The organism is Pseudomonas sp. 9.2(2024) (genome assembly GCF_039695385.1).
Lineage (GTDB): Bacteria > Pseudomonadota > Gammaproteobacteria > Pseudomonadales > Pseudomonadaceae > Aquipseudomonas > Aquipseudomonas paraglycinae.
Window position 1 is genome coordinate 3355232 of sequence record NZ_CP155585.1, and the last position, 16654, is coordinate 3371885.

The 16654-nt window shown below is 59.5% G+C and carries 10 protein-coding genes and 1 pseudogene; 2 read left to right on the top strand and 9 right to left on the bottom strand.

The features are described 5' to 3' along the window. Positions 1-43 precede the first annotated feature (43 nt). On the bottom strand, positions 44-2665 hold the full coding sequence (locus tag ABFB52_RS14990; RefSeq protein ID WP_129973776.1) for an EAL domain-containing protein: 2622 nt from the start codon (positions 2663-2665) through the stop codon (positions 44-46). Positions 2666-2842: 177 nt separating this feature from the next. Here ABFB52_RS14990 and ABFB52_RS14995 point away from each other — a divergent pair, with 177 nt between their 5' ends. Then, positions 2843-5038: an OsmC domain/YcaO domain-containing protein gene (locus ABFB52_RS14995; RefSeq protein WP_129973777.1), complete on the top strand. Its 2196-nt coding sequence runs from the start codon at positions 2843-2845 to the stop codon at positions 5036-5038. A 67-nt stretch (positions 5039-5105) separates the two neighbouring features. Here the strand turns inward: ABFB52_RS14995 and ABFB52_RS15000 are convergent, their stop codons facing one another. From ABFB52_RS15000 to ABFB52_RS15010, 3 genes are all read right to left on the bottom strand, one after another. After that, positions 5106-6404, bottom strand: coding sequence for a carbohydrate porin (locus ABFB52_RS15000; protein ID WP_129973778.1), 1299 nt, complete (start codon positions 6402-6404; stop codon positions 5106-5108). A gap of 84 nt (positions 6405-6488) precedes the next feature. Beyond that, a complete protein-coding gene (locus tag ABFB52_RS15005) occupies positions 6489-8894 on the bottom strand; it encodes a glucose/quinate/shikimate family membrane-bound PQQ-dependent dehydrogenase (protein ID WP_129973779.1) in 2406 nt (801 codons plus the stop codon). A gap of 271 nt (positions 8895-9165) precedes the next feature. Continuing rightward, positions 9166-10299: an aminotransferase class V-fold PLP-dependent enzyme gene (locus ABFB52_RS15010; protein ID WP_085745690.1), complete on the bottom strand. Its 1134-nt coding sequence runs from the start codon at positions 10297-10299 to the stop codon at positions 9166-9168. Between the two features lie 148 nt (positions 10300-10447). Here ABFB52_RS15010 and ABFB52_RS15015 point away from each other — a divergent pair, with 148 nt between their 5' ends. Next, positions 10448-11059 (top strand): dTMP kinase, encoded by a 612-nt coding sequence (locus tag ABFB52_RS15015; RefSeq protein ID WP_129973780.1) that lies wholly within the window; start codon positions 10448-10450, stop codon positions 11057-11059. A 199-nt stretch (positions 11060-11258) separates the two neighbouring features. Here ABFB52_RS15015 and ABFB52_RS15020 read toward each other — a convergent pair whose 3' ends face one another. From ABFB52_RS15020 to ABFB52_RS15040, 5 genes and pseudogenes are all read right to left on the bottom strand, one after another. Beyond that, positions 11259-11774: a cupin domain-containing protein gene (locus tag ABFB52_RS15020; RefSeq protein ID WP_129973781.1), complete on the bottom strand. Its 516-nt coding sequence runs from the start codon at positions 11772-11774 to the stop codon at positions 11259-11261. A 214-nt stretch (positions 11775-11988) separates the two neighbouring features. Continuing rightward, a pseudogene (locus ABFB52_RS15025) lies at positions 11989-12138 on the bottom strand (peptide-methionine (S)-S-oxide reductase); the annotation flags it as partial. After that, positions 12131-13057, bottom strand: a complete 927-nt coding sequence (locus tag ABFB52_RS15030; RefSeq protein WP_102716824.1) for a homocysteine S-methyltransferase family protein — start codon at positions 13055-13057, stop codon at positions 12131-12133. The pseudogene ABFB52_RS15025 and the gene ABFB52_RS15030, both read right to left, overlap by 8 nt. Next, positions 13054-14031, bottom strand: coding sequence for a glycine betaine ABC transporter substrate-binding protein (locus ABFB52_RS15035; protein ID WP_346836140.1), 978 nt, complete (start codon positions 14029-14031; stop codon positions 13054-13056). The genes ABFB52_RS15030 and ABFB52_RS15035 overlap by 4 nt, the downstream gene beginning before the upstream one ends. Positions 14032-14118: 87 nt before the next feature. Beyond that, positions 14119-16173, bottom strand: a complete 2055-nt coding sequence (locus tag ABFB52_RS15040) for an ATP-binding cassette domain-containing protein (protein ID WP_129974210.1) — start codon at positions 16171-16173, stop codon at positions 14119-14121. Between the last annotated feature and the right edge of the window lie 481 nt (positions 16174-16654).

Consider the following 16654-nt stretch of genomic DNA (forward strand, 5'->3'; position numbering starts at 1 on the left):
AACCGTCGTGCCGCGATTGAGCGGATGTGCTGAGTCAGCGTCCTCAGGTCACCCGGCCTTTTCGCTGTCTGGAAGGATCGACAACAGCGACTCTTGATGTTTGCAGAAGACTGGCGAAGGCCGCCTTGTCGATCGGGCGACTCATGTAATAACCCTGAACTTCGTTGCATTGATCCTTGCCCAGGATGTCCAGTTGTTCCTCGGTTTCGACGCCTTCGGCGGTCACGGTCAGCCCCATCGCTTTACCCAGTCCGATGATGGCCTGTACCACCGCCCGATCATTGGCGCCGGTGCTAATGGACGCGATGAAGCGTTTGTCGATCTTGATGCCATCGAACGGGTAGGCCCGCAGATAGCCAAGGGAGGAATAACCGGTGCCGAAGTCATCCATGTTCAGGCGCACCCCCAGTTCCTTGAGCGCGGTCATGGTGGTCAGCGCGCCGTCCGTGTCGTTGAGCATTACGTTCTCGGTGATTTCCAGCTCCAGCCGGCTGGCCGGGAAGCGAGTGCCGACCAGCACTTCGCGTACATCTTCGACCACATCGCTGATCGCAAACTGCGCAGGTGACAGGTTGACCGACAGGAGAATGTCCGCCGGCCAGGTCAGTGCCGTTTCACAAGCCTCACGCAGGACCCAGCGACCGAGGGGAACAATCAGGTCGGTCTGTTCGGCCAGCGGAATGAATAAATCCGGCCCGAGCAAGCCTTTGGCAGGATGCTGCCAGCGCACCAGTGCCTCGACCGAGACGATCTGCTTGCCATCGACTTTGTATCGGGGTTGATAGTGCAGCACGAACTCATTGTTCGTCAGGGCCCTTCGAAGGTCGTCCTCCATCTGCCGACGGGTCTGGATCTGATCGCTCATGTGCGCTTCGAAATAGCACCAGGTGTTCTTGCCTTCGGATTTGGCCTGGTACAGCGCAATGTCCGCGCAGCGGATCAGCTCGCTGGCGATGTACCCGTGACGCCGGCTCAGGGCGATTCCGATGCTGGCGCCGATGTGCAACGGTTGCTGTTCGAAGAGGATGGGCTGATGCAGGCTGCCGATCAGGCGTGTGCAGAACCTGTCGATCTCCTGATGCGTGTCCATGCCGCAGAGCACAACGACGAACTCGTCACCGCCCAGACGGGCGACGATATCGTGGTCACGCGTGCATTCGCGCAGTCGGCCGGCAACCTCCTGCAAAACAGCATCGCCGGCGGGGTGGCCGAGCGAATCGTTGATCGGCTTGAAATTGTCCAGGTCAATCATCAACAGCGACACAGGCGGAGCGTGTTCCTTGAGCAGCAGAGCGTCGTCCAGATAGCGCGACAGTTTGTTGCGGTTGGGCAGTCCCGTCAGCGCGTCATGCAAGGACAGGTGCTGGATCTGCGCATGGGCGGCGACTTCATCGGTGATGTCGCTGGCCGTGCCGCGATAGCCGACGACTGCCGCTCTTTCCACGATGGGCCGGGCCGAGAGGCGGCAGTGGCGCTGTTGTTCCTTGCGGTCACGGTAGGTGCAGCGCAGGTCGCTGGCGTTGTTCTCCTCATCGAGTTTTTTCAGCCACAGATCCAGCGGCGTGGTGTCGCAGACAAGCAAGTGCCCGATGTGTTTCCCGATCCATTGGGCCTGCGGATAGCCGGTGACCGCACTGAACCGGGTCGACAGATAGGTGATGGACAACGCTTCATCCACTTCCCAGATCCAGTCGGACGCGGCTTCGGCCACCGCCCGGAAGCGCTCCTCGCTGGCTTCCAGTGCGCGGTTGGACGCCAGCAGTGCCTGATTCGAGGCCTGCATCGCTTCAAAACTGTTGTCGACATAGCGCGAGGAACGCAATGCATGGCGAAAGAACCAGGCCGTCAGCGCCATCAACACAATCAAGGCGGAGCCGAGGGTGGGCAACAATGACCACAGCAGATGCAGGCCCGGTCGCTCCAGATCCGCAACGAGGCTGTATCCGGTGCTGTCCAGCGGGACGCGGGGCTGGCCCTGGTCGATGCTGTCGTCCGGTGCCAGCGACAGATTGTTCAGCCCATACCCGCTGCCGATCTTGCGCAACTTGGTGGGTGTCAGTTTGTCGACGAATACCAGTACCGAGGTCTTTTGTGGATCGCCTACCGGGCGCTCATCGTTGGGAAGGATCGCCGCTGCGGTGACCAACGCCGGCCATTCTTCAAACAATGAATAAGTACTGACGGGCTTGGTCAGGTCGGACTGACTCTGCACTTGCTCAACCAGACTGTTCGCCGAAAGCTGAAGGAACTGGGGCATTTGCGCATCGAGCATTTGCCCGCGAACGACAGCGTATTTGGTGCGTTCCCGATCCAGCACGAACAGACCGTCATAGCCGTCGCTGGTAAACAGGGTCTTGCCCATGTTCTGCTCGGTGTACGCCCAGTTCGTGTCGACCGTACCGCTCAGACGTTCATACGCTGTCGTCCAGTTGGCGTAACTGGTGATGTAGTTCTTGGAAGCAGTAATCCGGTTTTCCAGCGCCCGGCCGGAATAGAACCGCACGTCGTTGACGTCATCCTCATCCAGTTGAGTGGCAATGCCGAGCAACGCAGCGGTCGCCGCCATCACTCCGGCAATGAACAGCGCACCCACCGCGACGGCCAGACGCCGGGTGACGGAGCCCTGCAGGGTGGGTAACGGCGTCGCACGGCTGGAAATGTCCATTTGCTCGTCCTTGATCCGGTACTTCTTCAATCTAGAACATCTTCAGCTTCGAGATGTTCAGAAGTTCGCCAAATGTGTCTGACCGCTCAGGCCCCGCTAAGCAAAAGCACAAGACTTCACGCTCAAAAGCCGGATAATGGCGGCCAATTTGTTTAGCCCGCTATTCTGGTAACCCGCATGGAAATCAAGGTCAATTTTCTCGACAACCTCCGACTCGAAGCCAAGTTCGATGACTTCACGGTGGTGGCCGACCAACCGATCCGTTACAAGGGCGATGGCTCTGCACCGGGTCCGTTCGACTATTTCCTGGCGTCGTCGGCCTTGTGCGCGGCTTACTTCGTAAAGTTGTACTGCAGCACCCGCAATATCCCGACCGAAAACATTCGTCTGTCACAGAACAACATTGTCGATCCGGAAAACCGCTACAACCAGATCTTCAAGATCCAGGTCGAGCTGCCGGCGGACATCTCCGAGAAGGATCGCCAGGGCATCCTGCGCTCGATCGACCGTTGCACGGTGAAAAAGGTGGTGCAGGCCGGGCCGGAGTTCGTGATCGAGGAAGTCGAGAACCTTGACGCGGATGCCCAGGCCTTGCTGATGCCGGCGTCCACGTCCGGCGCGGGCACCTGCATTGCCGGCAAGGACCTGCCGCTGGAACAGACCATTGCCAACATGTCGGGGATTCTTGCCGACCTGGGCATGAAGATTGAAATCGCTTCGTGGCGCAACATCGTGCCCAACGTCTGGTCGCTGCACATCCGCGATGCGCAGTCGCCGATGTGCTTCACCAACGGCAAGGGCGCGACCAAAGAGGGCGCGCTGGCATCGGCGCTGGGCGAGTTCATCGAGCGGCTGAACTGCAACTTCTTCTACAACGATCAGTTCTGGGGCGAAGAGATCGCCAATGCCGAGTTCGTGCATTACCCGGACGAGCGCTGGTTCAAGCCCGGCGCCAAAGACGAGTTGCCTGCGGAAATCCTCGACGAATATTGCCTGGGCATTTACAACCGCGACGGCGAACTGCGCGGCTCGCACCTGTACGACACCAATTCCGGCAACACCCAGCGCGGCATCTGCTCGCTGCCGTTCGTACGTCAGTCGGACAACAAGGTGGTGTACTTCCCGTCCAACCTGATCGAAAACCTGTTTCTCAGCAACGGCATGAGCGCCGGCAACACCCTGGCGGAAGCCCAGGTGCAGTGCCTGTCGGAAATCTTCGAGCGGGCGGTCAAACGCGAAATCCTCGAAGGCGAAATGGCCCTGCCGGATGTGCCGCAAGAGGTGCTGGCGAAGTACCCGGGCATTCTCGCCGGGATCAAGGCGCTGGAAGAGCAGGGCTTCCCGGTGCTGGTCAAGGACGCGTCGCTGGGCGGTGAATTCCCGGTGATGTGCGTGACGCTGATGAACCCGCGCACCGGCGGCGTGTTCGCCTCATTCGGCGCGCACCCGAGCTTCGAAGTGGCGCTGGAACGCAGCCTCACCGAGTTGCTGCAGGGCCGCAGCTTTGAAGGCCTCAACGATCTGCCACAGCCGACCTTCTCGGGCCAGGCCGTGACCGAACCGAACAACTTCGTCGAGCACTTCATCGATTCCAGTGGTGTGGTGTCGTGGCGTTTCTTCAGCGCCAAGGCCGACTTCGAATTCGTCGAGTGGGATTTCTCCGGCAACGGCGAAAACTCCAACGCCGAAGAGGCCGCGACGCTGTTCGGCATCCTCGAAGACATGGGCAAGGAAGTCTACATGGCGGTCTACGAGCACATCGGCGCCAAGGCTTGCCGCATTCTGGTGCCGGACTATTCGGAGATCTATCCGGTAGAAGACCTGATCTGGGACAACACCAACAAAGCGCTGCAATTCCGTGCTGACATCCTCAACCTGCACAACCTGAGCAAGGTCGGCCTGCGCAACCTCGCCAAAGGCCTGGAACACAGCGAGCTGGACGATTACACCGACATCACCACGCTGATCGGCATCGAGTTCGACGACAACACGCCATGGGGCAAGTTGACCATTCTCGAACTGCGCCTGCTGATCTATCTCGCCTTGCAGAAGTACGAGCAGGCCAAGGATCTGGTCGAAGCGTTCCTGCAATACAACGACAACACCGTCGAGCGTGGCTTGTTCTATCAAGCGGTCAACGTGGTGCTGGAAATGGAGCTGGACGAGGATCTGCAGCTGGAAGACTACGAAGCCAACTTCCGCCGCATGTTCGGCGACGAGCGCATGGACGCGGCGATCGGTTCGGTCAACGGCAGCGTGCGCTTCTACGGCCTGACGCCGACCAGCATGAAGCTGGAAGGGCTGGATCGCCATCTGCGCCTGATCGAGAGCTACAAGAAACTGCACGCAGCGCGGGCCAGCTTCACGGGTTGATTCGGTTGGCGGCACGCACAAAAAAAGCACCTTCGGGTGCTTTTTTTGTGGTCGACAAACTTTGGCGTCAGAGCGCAGCTTTCACCTGCAATCCAAACACCAATGCATTGTCGATGTCCTTCCCGGAAAACGCGCCCGGCTCGATGATGTACTGCATATTCGGGCGCAGCGTCAGCCATGGAGTGGCTTGGTAGCCGTAGCCGAGTTCGATCAATTGCTCGGCGCTGTCCAGGTTTGGAAACGCTGCGCCATTGTCCAGCGCCGCGTCTTGCTGCACATCACGGCTGCGCGGGTTCGGCACTGCGCGGCCATAGCCCAGCGCCACGGTGTCGCGCGGACGGCCCTCAAAAGGCTTGTACAGCACCAGGCCGGTGCCGTACCACTTGCTGAACGGCGAAGCTGCTTCGCTGGCCGCCGAATATTGGCCGAAGGCGTGCAGGCTGCGACCTTCAGAGGCGTCCGAGGCCCAGACGGCCTGGTCGATCAGGACGTAATGGCCGCCGCGTCCGGACACTTCCTTGTCACTGCCGATGCGTTTAACGTCGGAGCTGTCGTAGTAATAACCGACCTTGTACTCGCCGGGCAGTTTGCCTGCCTGCTTGTAGACCAGCTCGATCGGCACCACCGTGCCGGTGGTGTGTTTCGGGCCCAGGTGCCAGGCGCGGCTGGAATTGCCGTTGCTTTCCGGGTCGACATTGAACGCGGCCACGCGCAGTTGCCAGGCAGGGGAGAGGTCGTATTTCACCCGTACACCGAGGTGGGCGTTGGGGTAGTTAGTCCAGCCGCTGCCACCGGACATGTTCAGCGGATGACCGCAGAAACCGGCGTTCATGAAGTTGCAGAGAATGCCGCTGTCCAGCCCGCCGAGGTCGTTGCCCATGGCCATGTAGCCGAGTTTGACGTTCAGTGCCGGGGTAAACAGGCTGCGCTCGTAGCTCAGCTCGGTCAGGCGGGTGTAGAGGCCGCCGTAGTTTTCCTGGATCGGCAAACGGTTGCCGACCAGATCTTCAGAAGCACTGTTGCCGCGACGGTCGTTGATGGTCAGTTGGATCTTGCCGGCGTTATCGACGCCGTACAGTTTGCTCAGGTCGAACTGCGCGCCGAGCTTGATGTTCTGCGAATAGCGCGCCGAGCGATGCAGGCCGCCGTCGGCGTTGTAGGCGGTTTCGCCGGTGTAATCGCCGGTGAACTTGATGCCGTCTTTATCGAGCTGGTGGCGCAGGCCGCCCCAGTCGCCGGTCAGGGTGCTGCGGGTGAACACGTTCGAATCGGTATCGGCGAGGGCGGGCAGGGCAGCGCCGCAGGTGAGACCGAACAGCATGCCGGTGAATACGCCGGCGTGAGAAAAGCGAACAGCCAATGACATTGCTGAAATCCAGAGCGAAGGACATGAAACGACGCGGCACCCGAAGGTGCCGCGCACAAGTGAAGTGAAGGAGGGCGCTGCGGTTTACGGCAGGGCGTACGCCATCACGTAGTCGCCACGGTCGGTCGACTGGCGAGCACCACCGGCGGTGATGACCACGTATTGCTTGCCGGTTTTCGGCGATACATACGTCATCGGGCCGCCCTGGCTGCCGACTGGCAGACGCGCTTTCCAGATTTCTTCACCGTTGCCGCTGTTGAACGCGCGCAGGTAGAAGTCCTGGGTGCCGGCGATGAAGATCAGGCCGCCCTGGGTCGACAGGGTGCCGCCGAGGGTTGGCAGACCGATCTTGATCGGCAGGTGCATGCGGATGCCGAGCGGGCCGGTGTCTTCAACAGTGCCGACCGGAACTTGCCAGGCGACTTTCTGGGTTTTCATGTCGATGGCGGTCAGCGTACCGAACGGTGGGGCCTGGCACGGAATGCCGGCAACCGACAGGAAGCGGTTCTTGTTCACTGCGTAAGGCGTGCCTTTCAGCGGAACGGCGCCCATACCGGTGTTCAACGCTTCACCACCGGAGGTTGCCTGGCCTTTATTCTGCGACGGGATCATCTGAATCCACAGGCCCAGACGCATGTCGTTGACGAAGATGAAACCGTGCACCGGGTCAGTGGAAATGCTGCCCCAGTTCATGCCGCCCAGCGAACCCGGGAAACTCAGGGATTTGTCAGTGCCTGGCGCGGTGTACAGACCGTCGTAACGCATCGACTTGAAATCGATCCGGCACAGCAACTGGTCGTACGGCGTGGCGCCCCACATGTCCGATTCGGTCAGGTGCTGGGCACCGATTTGCGGCATACCGACCGATTTAGGCTGGGTAGGCGAGTACGGTTCGTTGGGGATATTGGCGGCCTTGACCGGCACTTCTTTTACTTCGGTCAACGGTTTGCCGGTGGCGCGGTCGAGTACGTAAATCTGCCCGGCCTTGGTGCCGATCACCAGCGCCGGCACGGTTTTTCCGTCCTTGGTGAAGTCGATCAGGCTTGGTTGCATCGGCAGGTCGAAGTCCCAGAGGTCGTTGTGGACGGTCTGGTACACCCACTTTTCTTCGCCGCTGTTGGCGTCCAGCGCCAGGATCGAGGCGCCGTAGGTGTGATCCAGTTTGCTGCGCTCGACACCATAGATATCGGTGGACGAGCTGCCCATCGGCAGGAAGATCGTGTTGGTCGCCGGGTCATAGGACATCGGCGCCCAGCTGTTCGGCGTGCTACGCACGTAGGTGCTGCCGTCTGCCGGTGCGTTTTTATCCTGCGGGTTGCCCGGGTCGAATGCCCAGCGCATGGCGCCGGTCATCACGTCGAAACCACGGATCACGCCGCCCGGCATGTCGGTCTGCACGTTGTCGGCAACGCGACCGCCAACCACCACGGTGGTGCCGGCCATCAGCGGCGCGGAGGACAATTGATAGTAGCTGTCCGGGACATCACCCAGACCGGCCTTCAGATCGACCTGGCCGTTGTTGCCGAAACCCTGGCAGAACTCGCCGGTGTCGGCATCGACCGCGATCAGGCGGGCGTCGATAGTGTTGGTGAGCAAGCGACGTGTGCAGTTGGCGATTGGAGCGGTCGGGGTTTCGCTCACTGGCGCGCTGGCCGGTTTGGCGACGGCGGTGCTGGCGTCGAAATACGCCATGCCCCGGCAGCGCTGCCAGACTTTGGATTGAGCGTTGATCGCGTTTTTCCAGATTTCTTTACCGGTGTCGGCATCGAGTGCGATCAGGTTGTTGTGCGGGGTGCAGATGAAGACTTTGTTGCCGATCTGCAGCGGAGTCAGCTGGTCTTCGGCGCCGTTGCCGTCGCTCTCGGCGATGTCGCCGGTGTGGTAGGTCCACGCGACTTTCAACTTGTCGACGTTGCTGCGGTTGATCTGGTCCAGCGCGGCGAAGCGGCTGCCACCTTCAGTATTACCGTAGTGTGCCCAGTCTTTCTGCGCTTTTTCCGGCTCGACCGGCGTCAGGCCTGGGCCGGTGCCAGTAGGGGCAACGGTCGGGTGTGCGACGAACATGTTGCCGGCAGCTACCGCCAATCCAACCGCCAGAACAGCGGCAACACCGTAGGCACCACGGCCCGCAGTGTCGCCATTGGCGCGTTTAAGCAGTGGATAGACCAGCGCAACCACCAGGCCAACTGCACTGAACATGAACAAACGCGAGAACACCGGCCAGAACACCAGCCCTGCGTCGATCACTGCCCAGATCGCCGTCCCCAGCAGAAACGCTGCGAACAGCCAGGCGCCGGAAGGCTTGCGGCGTGCGATCAGCAGGCCGGAAATGGTCATCGCCAGACCACCCACCAGGAAGTACCAGGAGCCTCCCAGGCTGACCAATTTCACACCGCCAGCGGCCAGTGCCAGGCCGAGCAGGGCGATGATCACGCCCAGCCCGACCAGAATGAATGTTGATATGCCCGAGAGGCGTTGACTCTGCTTCACGTTGAATGTCCCGTTGAAATGAGGAGGGCATTATATAGTTAGGTAACTACCTAGTTAAATCACTAATTCAGAATGAAAGGGGTTTTGGCGCTCAATGGTGCGACGGATCGACGCTGGCCTTGTCTTCGCGGCACCTCAGGTGCTATTGAAACGGTAGAAAAGTCCTCTATTTGCCAGCAGATATGGAATTTATGACAGGTTGATCACGGCCTGGTGGTTCCCGCCAGACAGGATCTGCGGGAACAGTATTGGCTGCGGCCGAGATGAAAGCTTAGCTAACCATCAGCTCATCCAGTGCCCGCTCGAGGGTGCTGACCGTCCGCTCGATGTTGTGCAGCTTTTCGAGTCCGAACAGACCGATACGAAAGGTCTGGAAGTCGGCCGGTTCATCGCATTGCAGCGGCACCCCAGCGGCGATCTGCAGGCCGTGGCTGGCAAATTTCTTACCGTTTTTGATATCGGCATCATCGGTGTAGCTCACCACGACGCCTGGCGCCTGAAAGCCGGCTGCGGCCACGCTTTTAAAGCCTTTGCCGGCCAACATGGCGCGCACCCGGTCACCCAGAACCTGCTGGTCGTCGCGGACCTTGTCGAAACCGTAGACCTGCGTCTCTTTCATTACGTCGTTGAACCGCGCGAGGGAATCGCTGGGCATGGTCGCGTGGTAGGCATGTCCGCCCTGTTCGTAGGCCTGCATGATCTGCAGCCACTTTTTCAGGTCGCAGGCGAAGCTGCTGCTTTGTGTCTGCTCGATGCGTTCGAGGGCCAGAGCACTGAACATCACCAGGGCGCAGCACGGGGAGGCGCTCCAGCCTTTTTGCGGTGCGCTGATCAGCAGGTCGACGGCGCATTTGTGCATATCAACCCAAAGCGTGCCTGAAGCGATGCAGTCCAGCACGAACAGCCCACCCACCGCATGCACGGCGTCGCCGACGGCCCGCAGGTACTCGTCGGGCAGGATAATCCCTGATGAGGTTTCAACGTGGGGGGCGAAGACAATCTGCGGCCTCGAAGCCGCAATGGCTGCCAGCACTTCGTCCAGAGGTGGCGGGGCGTAGGCAGCCTGGCGACCCGTTTCGACCGGTCGGGCTTTCAGCACCGTCGTGGCTGCCGGGATGTTGCCGGTGTCAAGGATCTGGCTCCAGCGATAACTGAACCAGCCGTTGCGTATCACCAGACATTGCTGACCGGTGGCGAACTGTCGCGCCACCGCTTCCATGCCGAATGTGCCGCTGCCCGGAACCACCGCAACGGCCTCGGCGTTGTAGACCTGTTTCAGGGTCTGGGAAATGTTCTTCATCACGGCCTGAAACGACTGCGACATGTGGTTCAGCGAGCGGTCGGTGTAGACCACTGAGTACTCGATAAGCCCTTCAGGATCGATTCCGGGATATAGCTTTGACATGGGGTGGCTCCTTATGTGATTCCCTGGCAGTCGAAAGGTCTGGCGAACATCATTGGGAAGCAAGTCTAGGCAAAGGGCAGGGATGAGCTGATCGAATTGCAGAAATGAGGATAGAGTGGTCATCAATGCCTCAATCGTTGTGTGAAAAATGAATCGTCCGCTGTTTATTTCTCTGGATGGGCCAAAAGGAACCGGCAAGACCACATTATTGGAAGCGGTTACGGCAGTACTGAGGGCCGACAACAAGAAAGTCATCCGGCTTTGCGAGAGAAAAAGCGATCCGTACCGGGGTGCCACGATGGCCCTCGTTAACGAACTTGCCAGAAATCCCTCCCGGGATCTGGAGTGGGCTGTGTGTCAGCGCTTTGCTGATAGCCGTAGCTGGATCTCCCGGCACGTGCTGACTAAGCAGCCGCTGGGCAGCATTGTCTTGATCGATCGCTGGTATCCGTCTGACGCCGCGTTTCGCCATACCGTCCCGTTTGCAGAGATTCTCCAATTGAATATCGAGCGAAACGTGCAGGTGCCAGACTTGCATGTCGGGGTCGTCACCACGCCGGATGTTTCATGGGCCAGGGCAACGGCACGATCCAGAGGACTGGGCGGTACTGTGATTCAAAAGCACGCAGAGCATGTCGCGTGTACGGAGATGTTCGAGCAAGCAGCTGCCGATCATGGTTGGGTTTTGTGCCGTAATGAAGGAACGGTCGAGGATGCGACGATGCAGGTGGTTTCTGAGATCTATGAATTGTTCAACTGATTGCCGAGGTGGATCAGATGGGTTTAGGCGGGAGTTCATAAAGTTCCGCCCAGACACATCATTTAACATAATATACATTACACGTAACAAAGTATTACGAAGTCAGCACGGTTGCGCACACCATTTCAATCTCCAGCATCGCTCTCAAAGGACCTGATCCTTGGTGCCTGCAGATCTCTCCATTTGAAACGTGCTGCGCTCAATCCTCGTCACGCGTCAGCTTTTCAATCAGCACTCGATGCTGCGGATACCGCGCTGTGAGTTTCTGCCGGTTCCCCATTTCCATATCGGCAAAATCAAAGCCTGGTGAAACCGCTTCGCTGATCAAACCAAATCCGTTCGAACCATTCAGCAATCTGGAGGCTTTCCAGATTCCGCCCGGTACGTGCAATTGCAAATGTTGTCCGGCTAGAACATCGTTGCCCATCACCAACGTCTGCAGTGAACCGTCTTCAAGGATCAAGCTGTACTCAATGGCATCGCCCAGATGGAAATAATGCAGGATGTCTGACTGGTTGAAATGAAACTGGCCAACCGGTGATTCTTCGGTCAACAGGTAGTAAATCGACGTCATCCGATAACGCGGCCCACCGGCGGTTTCGAGCATGTCCCGATGATCGGCCTGGTAGGTTCTGCGAAAGAAACCACCTTCGACGTGAGGCTCAAGGTCCAGTGACGCAATCAGGTTCGATGCAGTAATCGGGCGTGGATTCATGACCTGCTCCATCGTTTCAATACGATCTGTAATAACTCGACTAAACATCTATTTAGCGTAGTTAACTATATTTCGACGATTTTAATCACTTTTATACACCCTTTCCTGCCCGTATTCCTGTGGATTCACTCTTGCGCCAATTTCGGCTTGCCCCACTCGCCGACCCGAGCAATTGCAACGCCCCGGCCGTGACGGCAAAAGCGGCGCATTCGATCAGGGTGGCGTCACCCAAGTCTGACCGCGCGAACCCGACACGGGTGTCGAGCACACCCGGCAATGCCCGGAATGAAGCTTCCGCTCCCCAGAAACAGCCGGCACCGAATGTCGCCTGCTCTGACAGAACGTCGCCTGAAAAATCACTCATGCGCGGCCTCCTCACCATTTTGATAGTGCAGGTGCAAATGCAACTGGGCGATATGCTCCGGGCCGATTCCACAGCATCCGCCGACAATGCTGGCCCCTGCGGCAACCCATGACTTCGACCAGTCCAGGTAGGACTCGGGGCCCAGATCACGCCGAATTTCCAACAAATCGCTATTGGCCTCGGCTTTGGCACTGACAGGGGGGAAAGCATTGGCATAAACCCCCAGTTCGACAGGATGATCCAGGTTTTCAATCACAGCGCGTGCCTCAATCAAAGCCGCGGCCATCACTTCCGGCTGGCTGCAATTGAAGAGCACCGCCTTGGCCCCCAGCCCAGCCGCCACGCGAACTGCATCGGCAACGGCCTCGTTTGAGCGTAATCGCGGCTCCCGCCCCTCTTCGTCCAACAGCGTGAATGATACCCAAAGTGGCGCGGGATCCGTTCCGAGGGCTTCGGCCACCGCCCGCACTTCAGCAATGGAGCTTTGCGTTTCGGCCAGCCAAACATCGACGTGCGTTCGCAATCCGGCAATCAGTTCGCGGTGGATCGCTACTGAACGCTGATGATCGAACAGATCCGGCCGGTAGGACCCCAACGCCGGCGGCAACGAACCGGCCACGGTGACCGCATCGGTACTTTCGCCGGCGGCCTGCCGCGCCAGCCGTCCGGCGCGCTCAGCCAGCGCTCTTCCCTGCTCGGCAAATCGCTCGTCGCCAATATGAAAAGGCACCACCGCATAGCTGTTGGTGGTGATGATCCGCGCGCCCGCTTTCACGAACGCCTGATGCGCCTGCAGCACATACTCGGGCGCTTCGATCAGCGCGAGGGCCGACCATTCCGGTTGACGGAACGGCGCGCCGATTCGCTTCAACTCCCGCCCCATGCCGCCATCGAGCACACGTACGTTCGCTCTGGTCATTGGGCTGAACTCACTTGCTGCGCCTTCCCTGCAACCCACTGGTCAACAGTAGAAGGGTTGGCTTGAACCCAGGCCTTGGCGGCGACGTCTGCTGGCTGTTTCTCCTTTTCGATCTTCTGGATCAGTCCGTTCAACTGTGCCGGGTCGATGGCGAAATTGTGCAGGAACTCGGCAATTTTCGGCGCGCGCTTTTGCAGTGCGGTGGAAGCCAGGACGTACACCTTGGCATCCGGGAAGGCGCAGGTGATGTGGCTCTTGTTCAGCCAGTCGGGATCGACGGTCGGGCTGATGAATTTCCAGCAGCCATCCGCCTTGTAAAGAGGATCTTCTTTTTTGTTGTCCTGGGCGTAGCCATCGAACGCGGGCTCTTCCAGGCGACGCAGATCATAGGCCGAGAAAATCCAGTCAGGGGTGTAGGCGTAGAACACCACGCCGCGTTGCGCTTTGTAAGCCGAGGCCAGTTTGGCGTAAGTCACCGAGGCTTCCGTCGACACGGACTCGAATTTATCGGCGAAGCCGTAATCCTTGGCCTTGATCTGGCCGATATAGGTCGACTCCCAGCCCGCCGGCCCCACCAGCAGTTCGGCCTTGCCGCCGCCCACTGGCTCGAAGAGCTTGGCCACTTCCGGTTTTTTCAGGTCGTAGATCGATTTGACGCCGTACTTGTCTTGCAGATAACCGGGAATGTAGAAGCCTTGTTCGCCGGCATAAGGGTGAGCATTGGGCACCAGTGAGCGGGTGCCGCCGGTGACGTACTTGGCCCACGCCGCCGACTGATTGGGCAGCCAGATGTCCGTCAGCACATCCACAGACCCGTCGCCCTTGGCCGCCGCACTGAACAGCACCGGCACGTCCCCGGCGAGATACGACACATCACCGTCCAGACGACTTTTGATCACCTCACCCAGAATGTGTTGAATGGCGATGGCCCCCGTCCAGTTCTGCTCGCCAATGACAATTTTGTCCTTGGCCATCACGCTGGCCGGCACGATCAGGGAAGCCAGCACTGCGACCGCACTCAGGTTACGCAATAGATGTTTTGTCACGATAAGTCTCACTGTTCAGTTATGCAGATGGTCTTGCTTGCGCAAGCTCGATTGAATGATTCGATCGGGGATCAATGCACACAGCACGATCGCCACGCCGGCCAGCACGCCCTCGCCGCCCTTGATATTGCGCAACGCCGTCATGACGTCGTAACCCAGTCCTCCAGCGCCGATCAGGGCGGCAACCACCACCATCGACAGGCTCATGACAATGGTCTGATTAATCCCCAGCAACAGTGATCTTCGCGCCAGCGGCAGTTGCACCTTCACCAGGGTTTGCCAGGGGGTTGCTCCATGGGCGATTGCCGCTTCCACGGCATCCTTCGGGACTTCCTGAATACCCAGGGACGTCAGACGAATCATCGGTGCCAGGGCAAAAATCACCGTCGCAATGACCGCCGGGGTCTTGCCTACCGAAAAGAACGCCACAGCGGGAATCAGATAGACAAAGGTCGGCAGGGTCTGCATGACATCCAGCAAAGGCGTGAGCAGCCTGCGGGCAAATGGCCGCTTCGCCAGCAGAATGCCGGTGGGTACGCCGATCACCAGTGCGATCAGCACCGACGAACCAACCAGCGCCAGCGTGGCAATTGTCCGCTCCCAAAACCCGAACAGGCCGATATACAACAACGCTGCGCTGCTGGTGAGCGCCAGGGCCAGGCCCGCCGAGCGCCATGCCAGCAATACCAGCGCCAGCGCGCAAACCGGCCAGGGCAGCCAACCGAGCAGGGATTCGATTCCTTCAATGACCGTGCGAACCGCAACGATCACGCCGACAAAAGCGCTCTCGAACGTCACCTGTGACCAACCGATAAAGTCATCCAGGCTCTGTGCAGTCAGTAACAGCGCCTGGCGGCTGGCCGGGAACTGCAAGAACGCCTGGGTGGTATCGGGCGTCAACACGCGCCAGATCACCAATGCCTGACTGACCAGCAGCACCGCCAGCGGCAACGTCCAACTCGAAACGGCGCGCCGCACCGGTTGACGGCCTAGTGAATACGCGGTGAAACGACTGGCCGCCAGCACTGCCAATCCCACCACGACCGATATCCAGGATGCGCTCGTAATGCCCTGCACCGCAGTGGCCAGGGCCGCGAGTTCTGCGGCGAACCCGAGCCAGAACAACCCGCCTCGGCCCCGCGCCGCCAGCGCTGCCGGCCCGAGCAACAGGGCTTGCCAGCCGCGCAAGCCCGGCTGAACCGGTTGCTCCTTTGGTGCCGTTTCGGGAACCTGACGTACCGCGCCACCGGCATCGTGCAATACCGGTGCGGCTGGAAGGCAATCGCGGAAAAAATCCGCGACCTCAGCATCGGCCGGCGTCTCGAGCAGCTGTTTCGGGGTGCCCGATTGCACCAGACGTCCCTGGCGCAATACCGCTATCCGGTCAGCGAGACGGACCGCTTCGGCAGGATCGTGGGTGACCAGCAACGTGGTGATCCCGCGCTCGCGTACCAAGGCCAGAAAGTGGCTTTGCAGGTCTCGCCGGATGGTCGGATCCAGTGCGCTGAAAGGCTCGTCCATCAGGAGAATATCCGGATCAGTCACCAATGCCCGCGCAAGACCGACCCTTTGCTGCATACCGCCGGACAACTCGTGGGAATAATGCTCGCCCCATCCCTCAAGGCCCATCGCCTGTAACTGTCGGGTGGCCGCTGCGTGCCGGACGGCCTCGGATTCGCCGCGCAACTCCAGAGGCAGCGCAACGTTGTCCAGCACCGTGCGATGGGGCAAAAGACCAAAATGCTGGAAGACCATGCCGATTCGCCGCGAGCGCAAATCCCGCAACGCTTTGTGGCTCAGACCGCTGATAGCCTGACCTTCAATCAAGACCTCACCGCTGGTGGGTTCGATCAAACGATTGATATGGCGAAGCAAGGTCGATTTGCCGCTGCCGGAGGTGCCCATCAGGCACAGCACTTCGCCGCGCCGGACCTTCAAGCTGACATGGTTGACAGCCGGCAACGGCGATCCGCCCTTGCGCAGATAAGCTTTAGTGACGCCTCGCAGTTCGAGGACAACATCGCCCTCCTCGGCGCTATCGTCGATGGGTGGGGCCAATCGTTCAGGCAAGTCGACCTGTACCGTTGCCAAAGAGGTTTGAATAAGTGTCACGAGGGCTCCCGGCAACGAACCGCTGACGGCCAGATATGTGGCCGTTCCAGGGTAAAAAATGGACAAAAGCCTCGGGCGATGACCGCGGACAGGGTTGGCCTGAGGCAAAAAAACGCCGCAAGCGAGGCGCTGCACGTTTCTTTTGTTAAAAGCTAAACGATCTTAAAAAGATTAAATAAATATCTTTTTGGAATGAGCTTAGGCCTTCCCGCCCGGTTCCCGGAGGTGCTTTTCAAAGCGATGTGGTTTGTTGCGTGCCGACCGCCGGACGTGCTGCACAGCGACAACGATCCTGTATCGCAGGTCCCGCGTGGTTCATCTGCGGTCCAATCGGGATACGAGGATTTTTCTCGCAAGCATTGGCCATTCGGATGGCCGGGCTTCGCAGATTGACTGACGGTTGGCTGCTTCAGGGAACTGCCGGTGCCAGGCATCGTCC

What these genes read in the sequence shown, in the direction of transcription:
- ABFB52_RS14990 (WP_129973776.1), bottom strand. Translation starts at nt 2,665, where the DNA reads ATGGACATTTCCAGCCGTGCGACGCCGTTACCCACCCTGCAGGGCTCC.
- ABFB52_RS14995 (WP_129973777.1), top strand. Translation starts at nt 2,843, where the DNA reads ATGGAAATCAAGGTCAATTTTCTCGACAACCTCCGACTCGAAGCCAAG.
- ABFB52_RS15000 (WP_129973778.1), bottom strand. Translation starts at nt 6,404, where the DNA reads ATGTCATTGGCTGTTCGCTTTTCTCACGCCGGCGTATTCACCGGCATG.
- ABFB52_RS15010 (WP_085745690.1), bottom strand. Translation starts at nt 10,299, where the DNA reads ATGTCAAAGCTATATCCCGGAATCGATCCTGAAGGGCTTATCGAGTAC.
- ABFB52_RS15015 (WP_129973780.1), top strand. Translation starts at nt 10,448, where the DNA reads ATGAATCGTCCGCTGTTTATTTCTCTGGATGGGCCAAAAGGAACCGGC.
- ABFB52_RS15020 (WP_129973781.1), bottom strand. Translation starts at nt 11,774, where the DNA reads ATGAATCCACGCCCGATTACTGCATCGAACCTGATTGCGTCACTGGAC.
- ABFB52_RS15030 (WP_102716824.1), bottom strand. Translation starts at nt 13,057, where the DNA reads ATGACCAGAGCGAACGTACGTGTGCTCGATGGCGGCATGGGGCGGGAG.
- ABFB52_RS15035 (WP_346836140.1), bottom strand. Translation starts at nt 14,031, where the DNA reads ATGGCCAAGGACAAAATTGTCATTGGCGAGCAGAACTGGACGGGGGCC.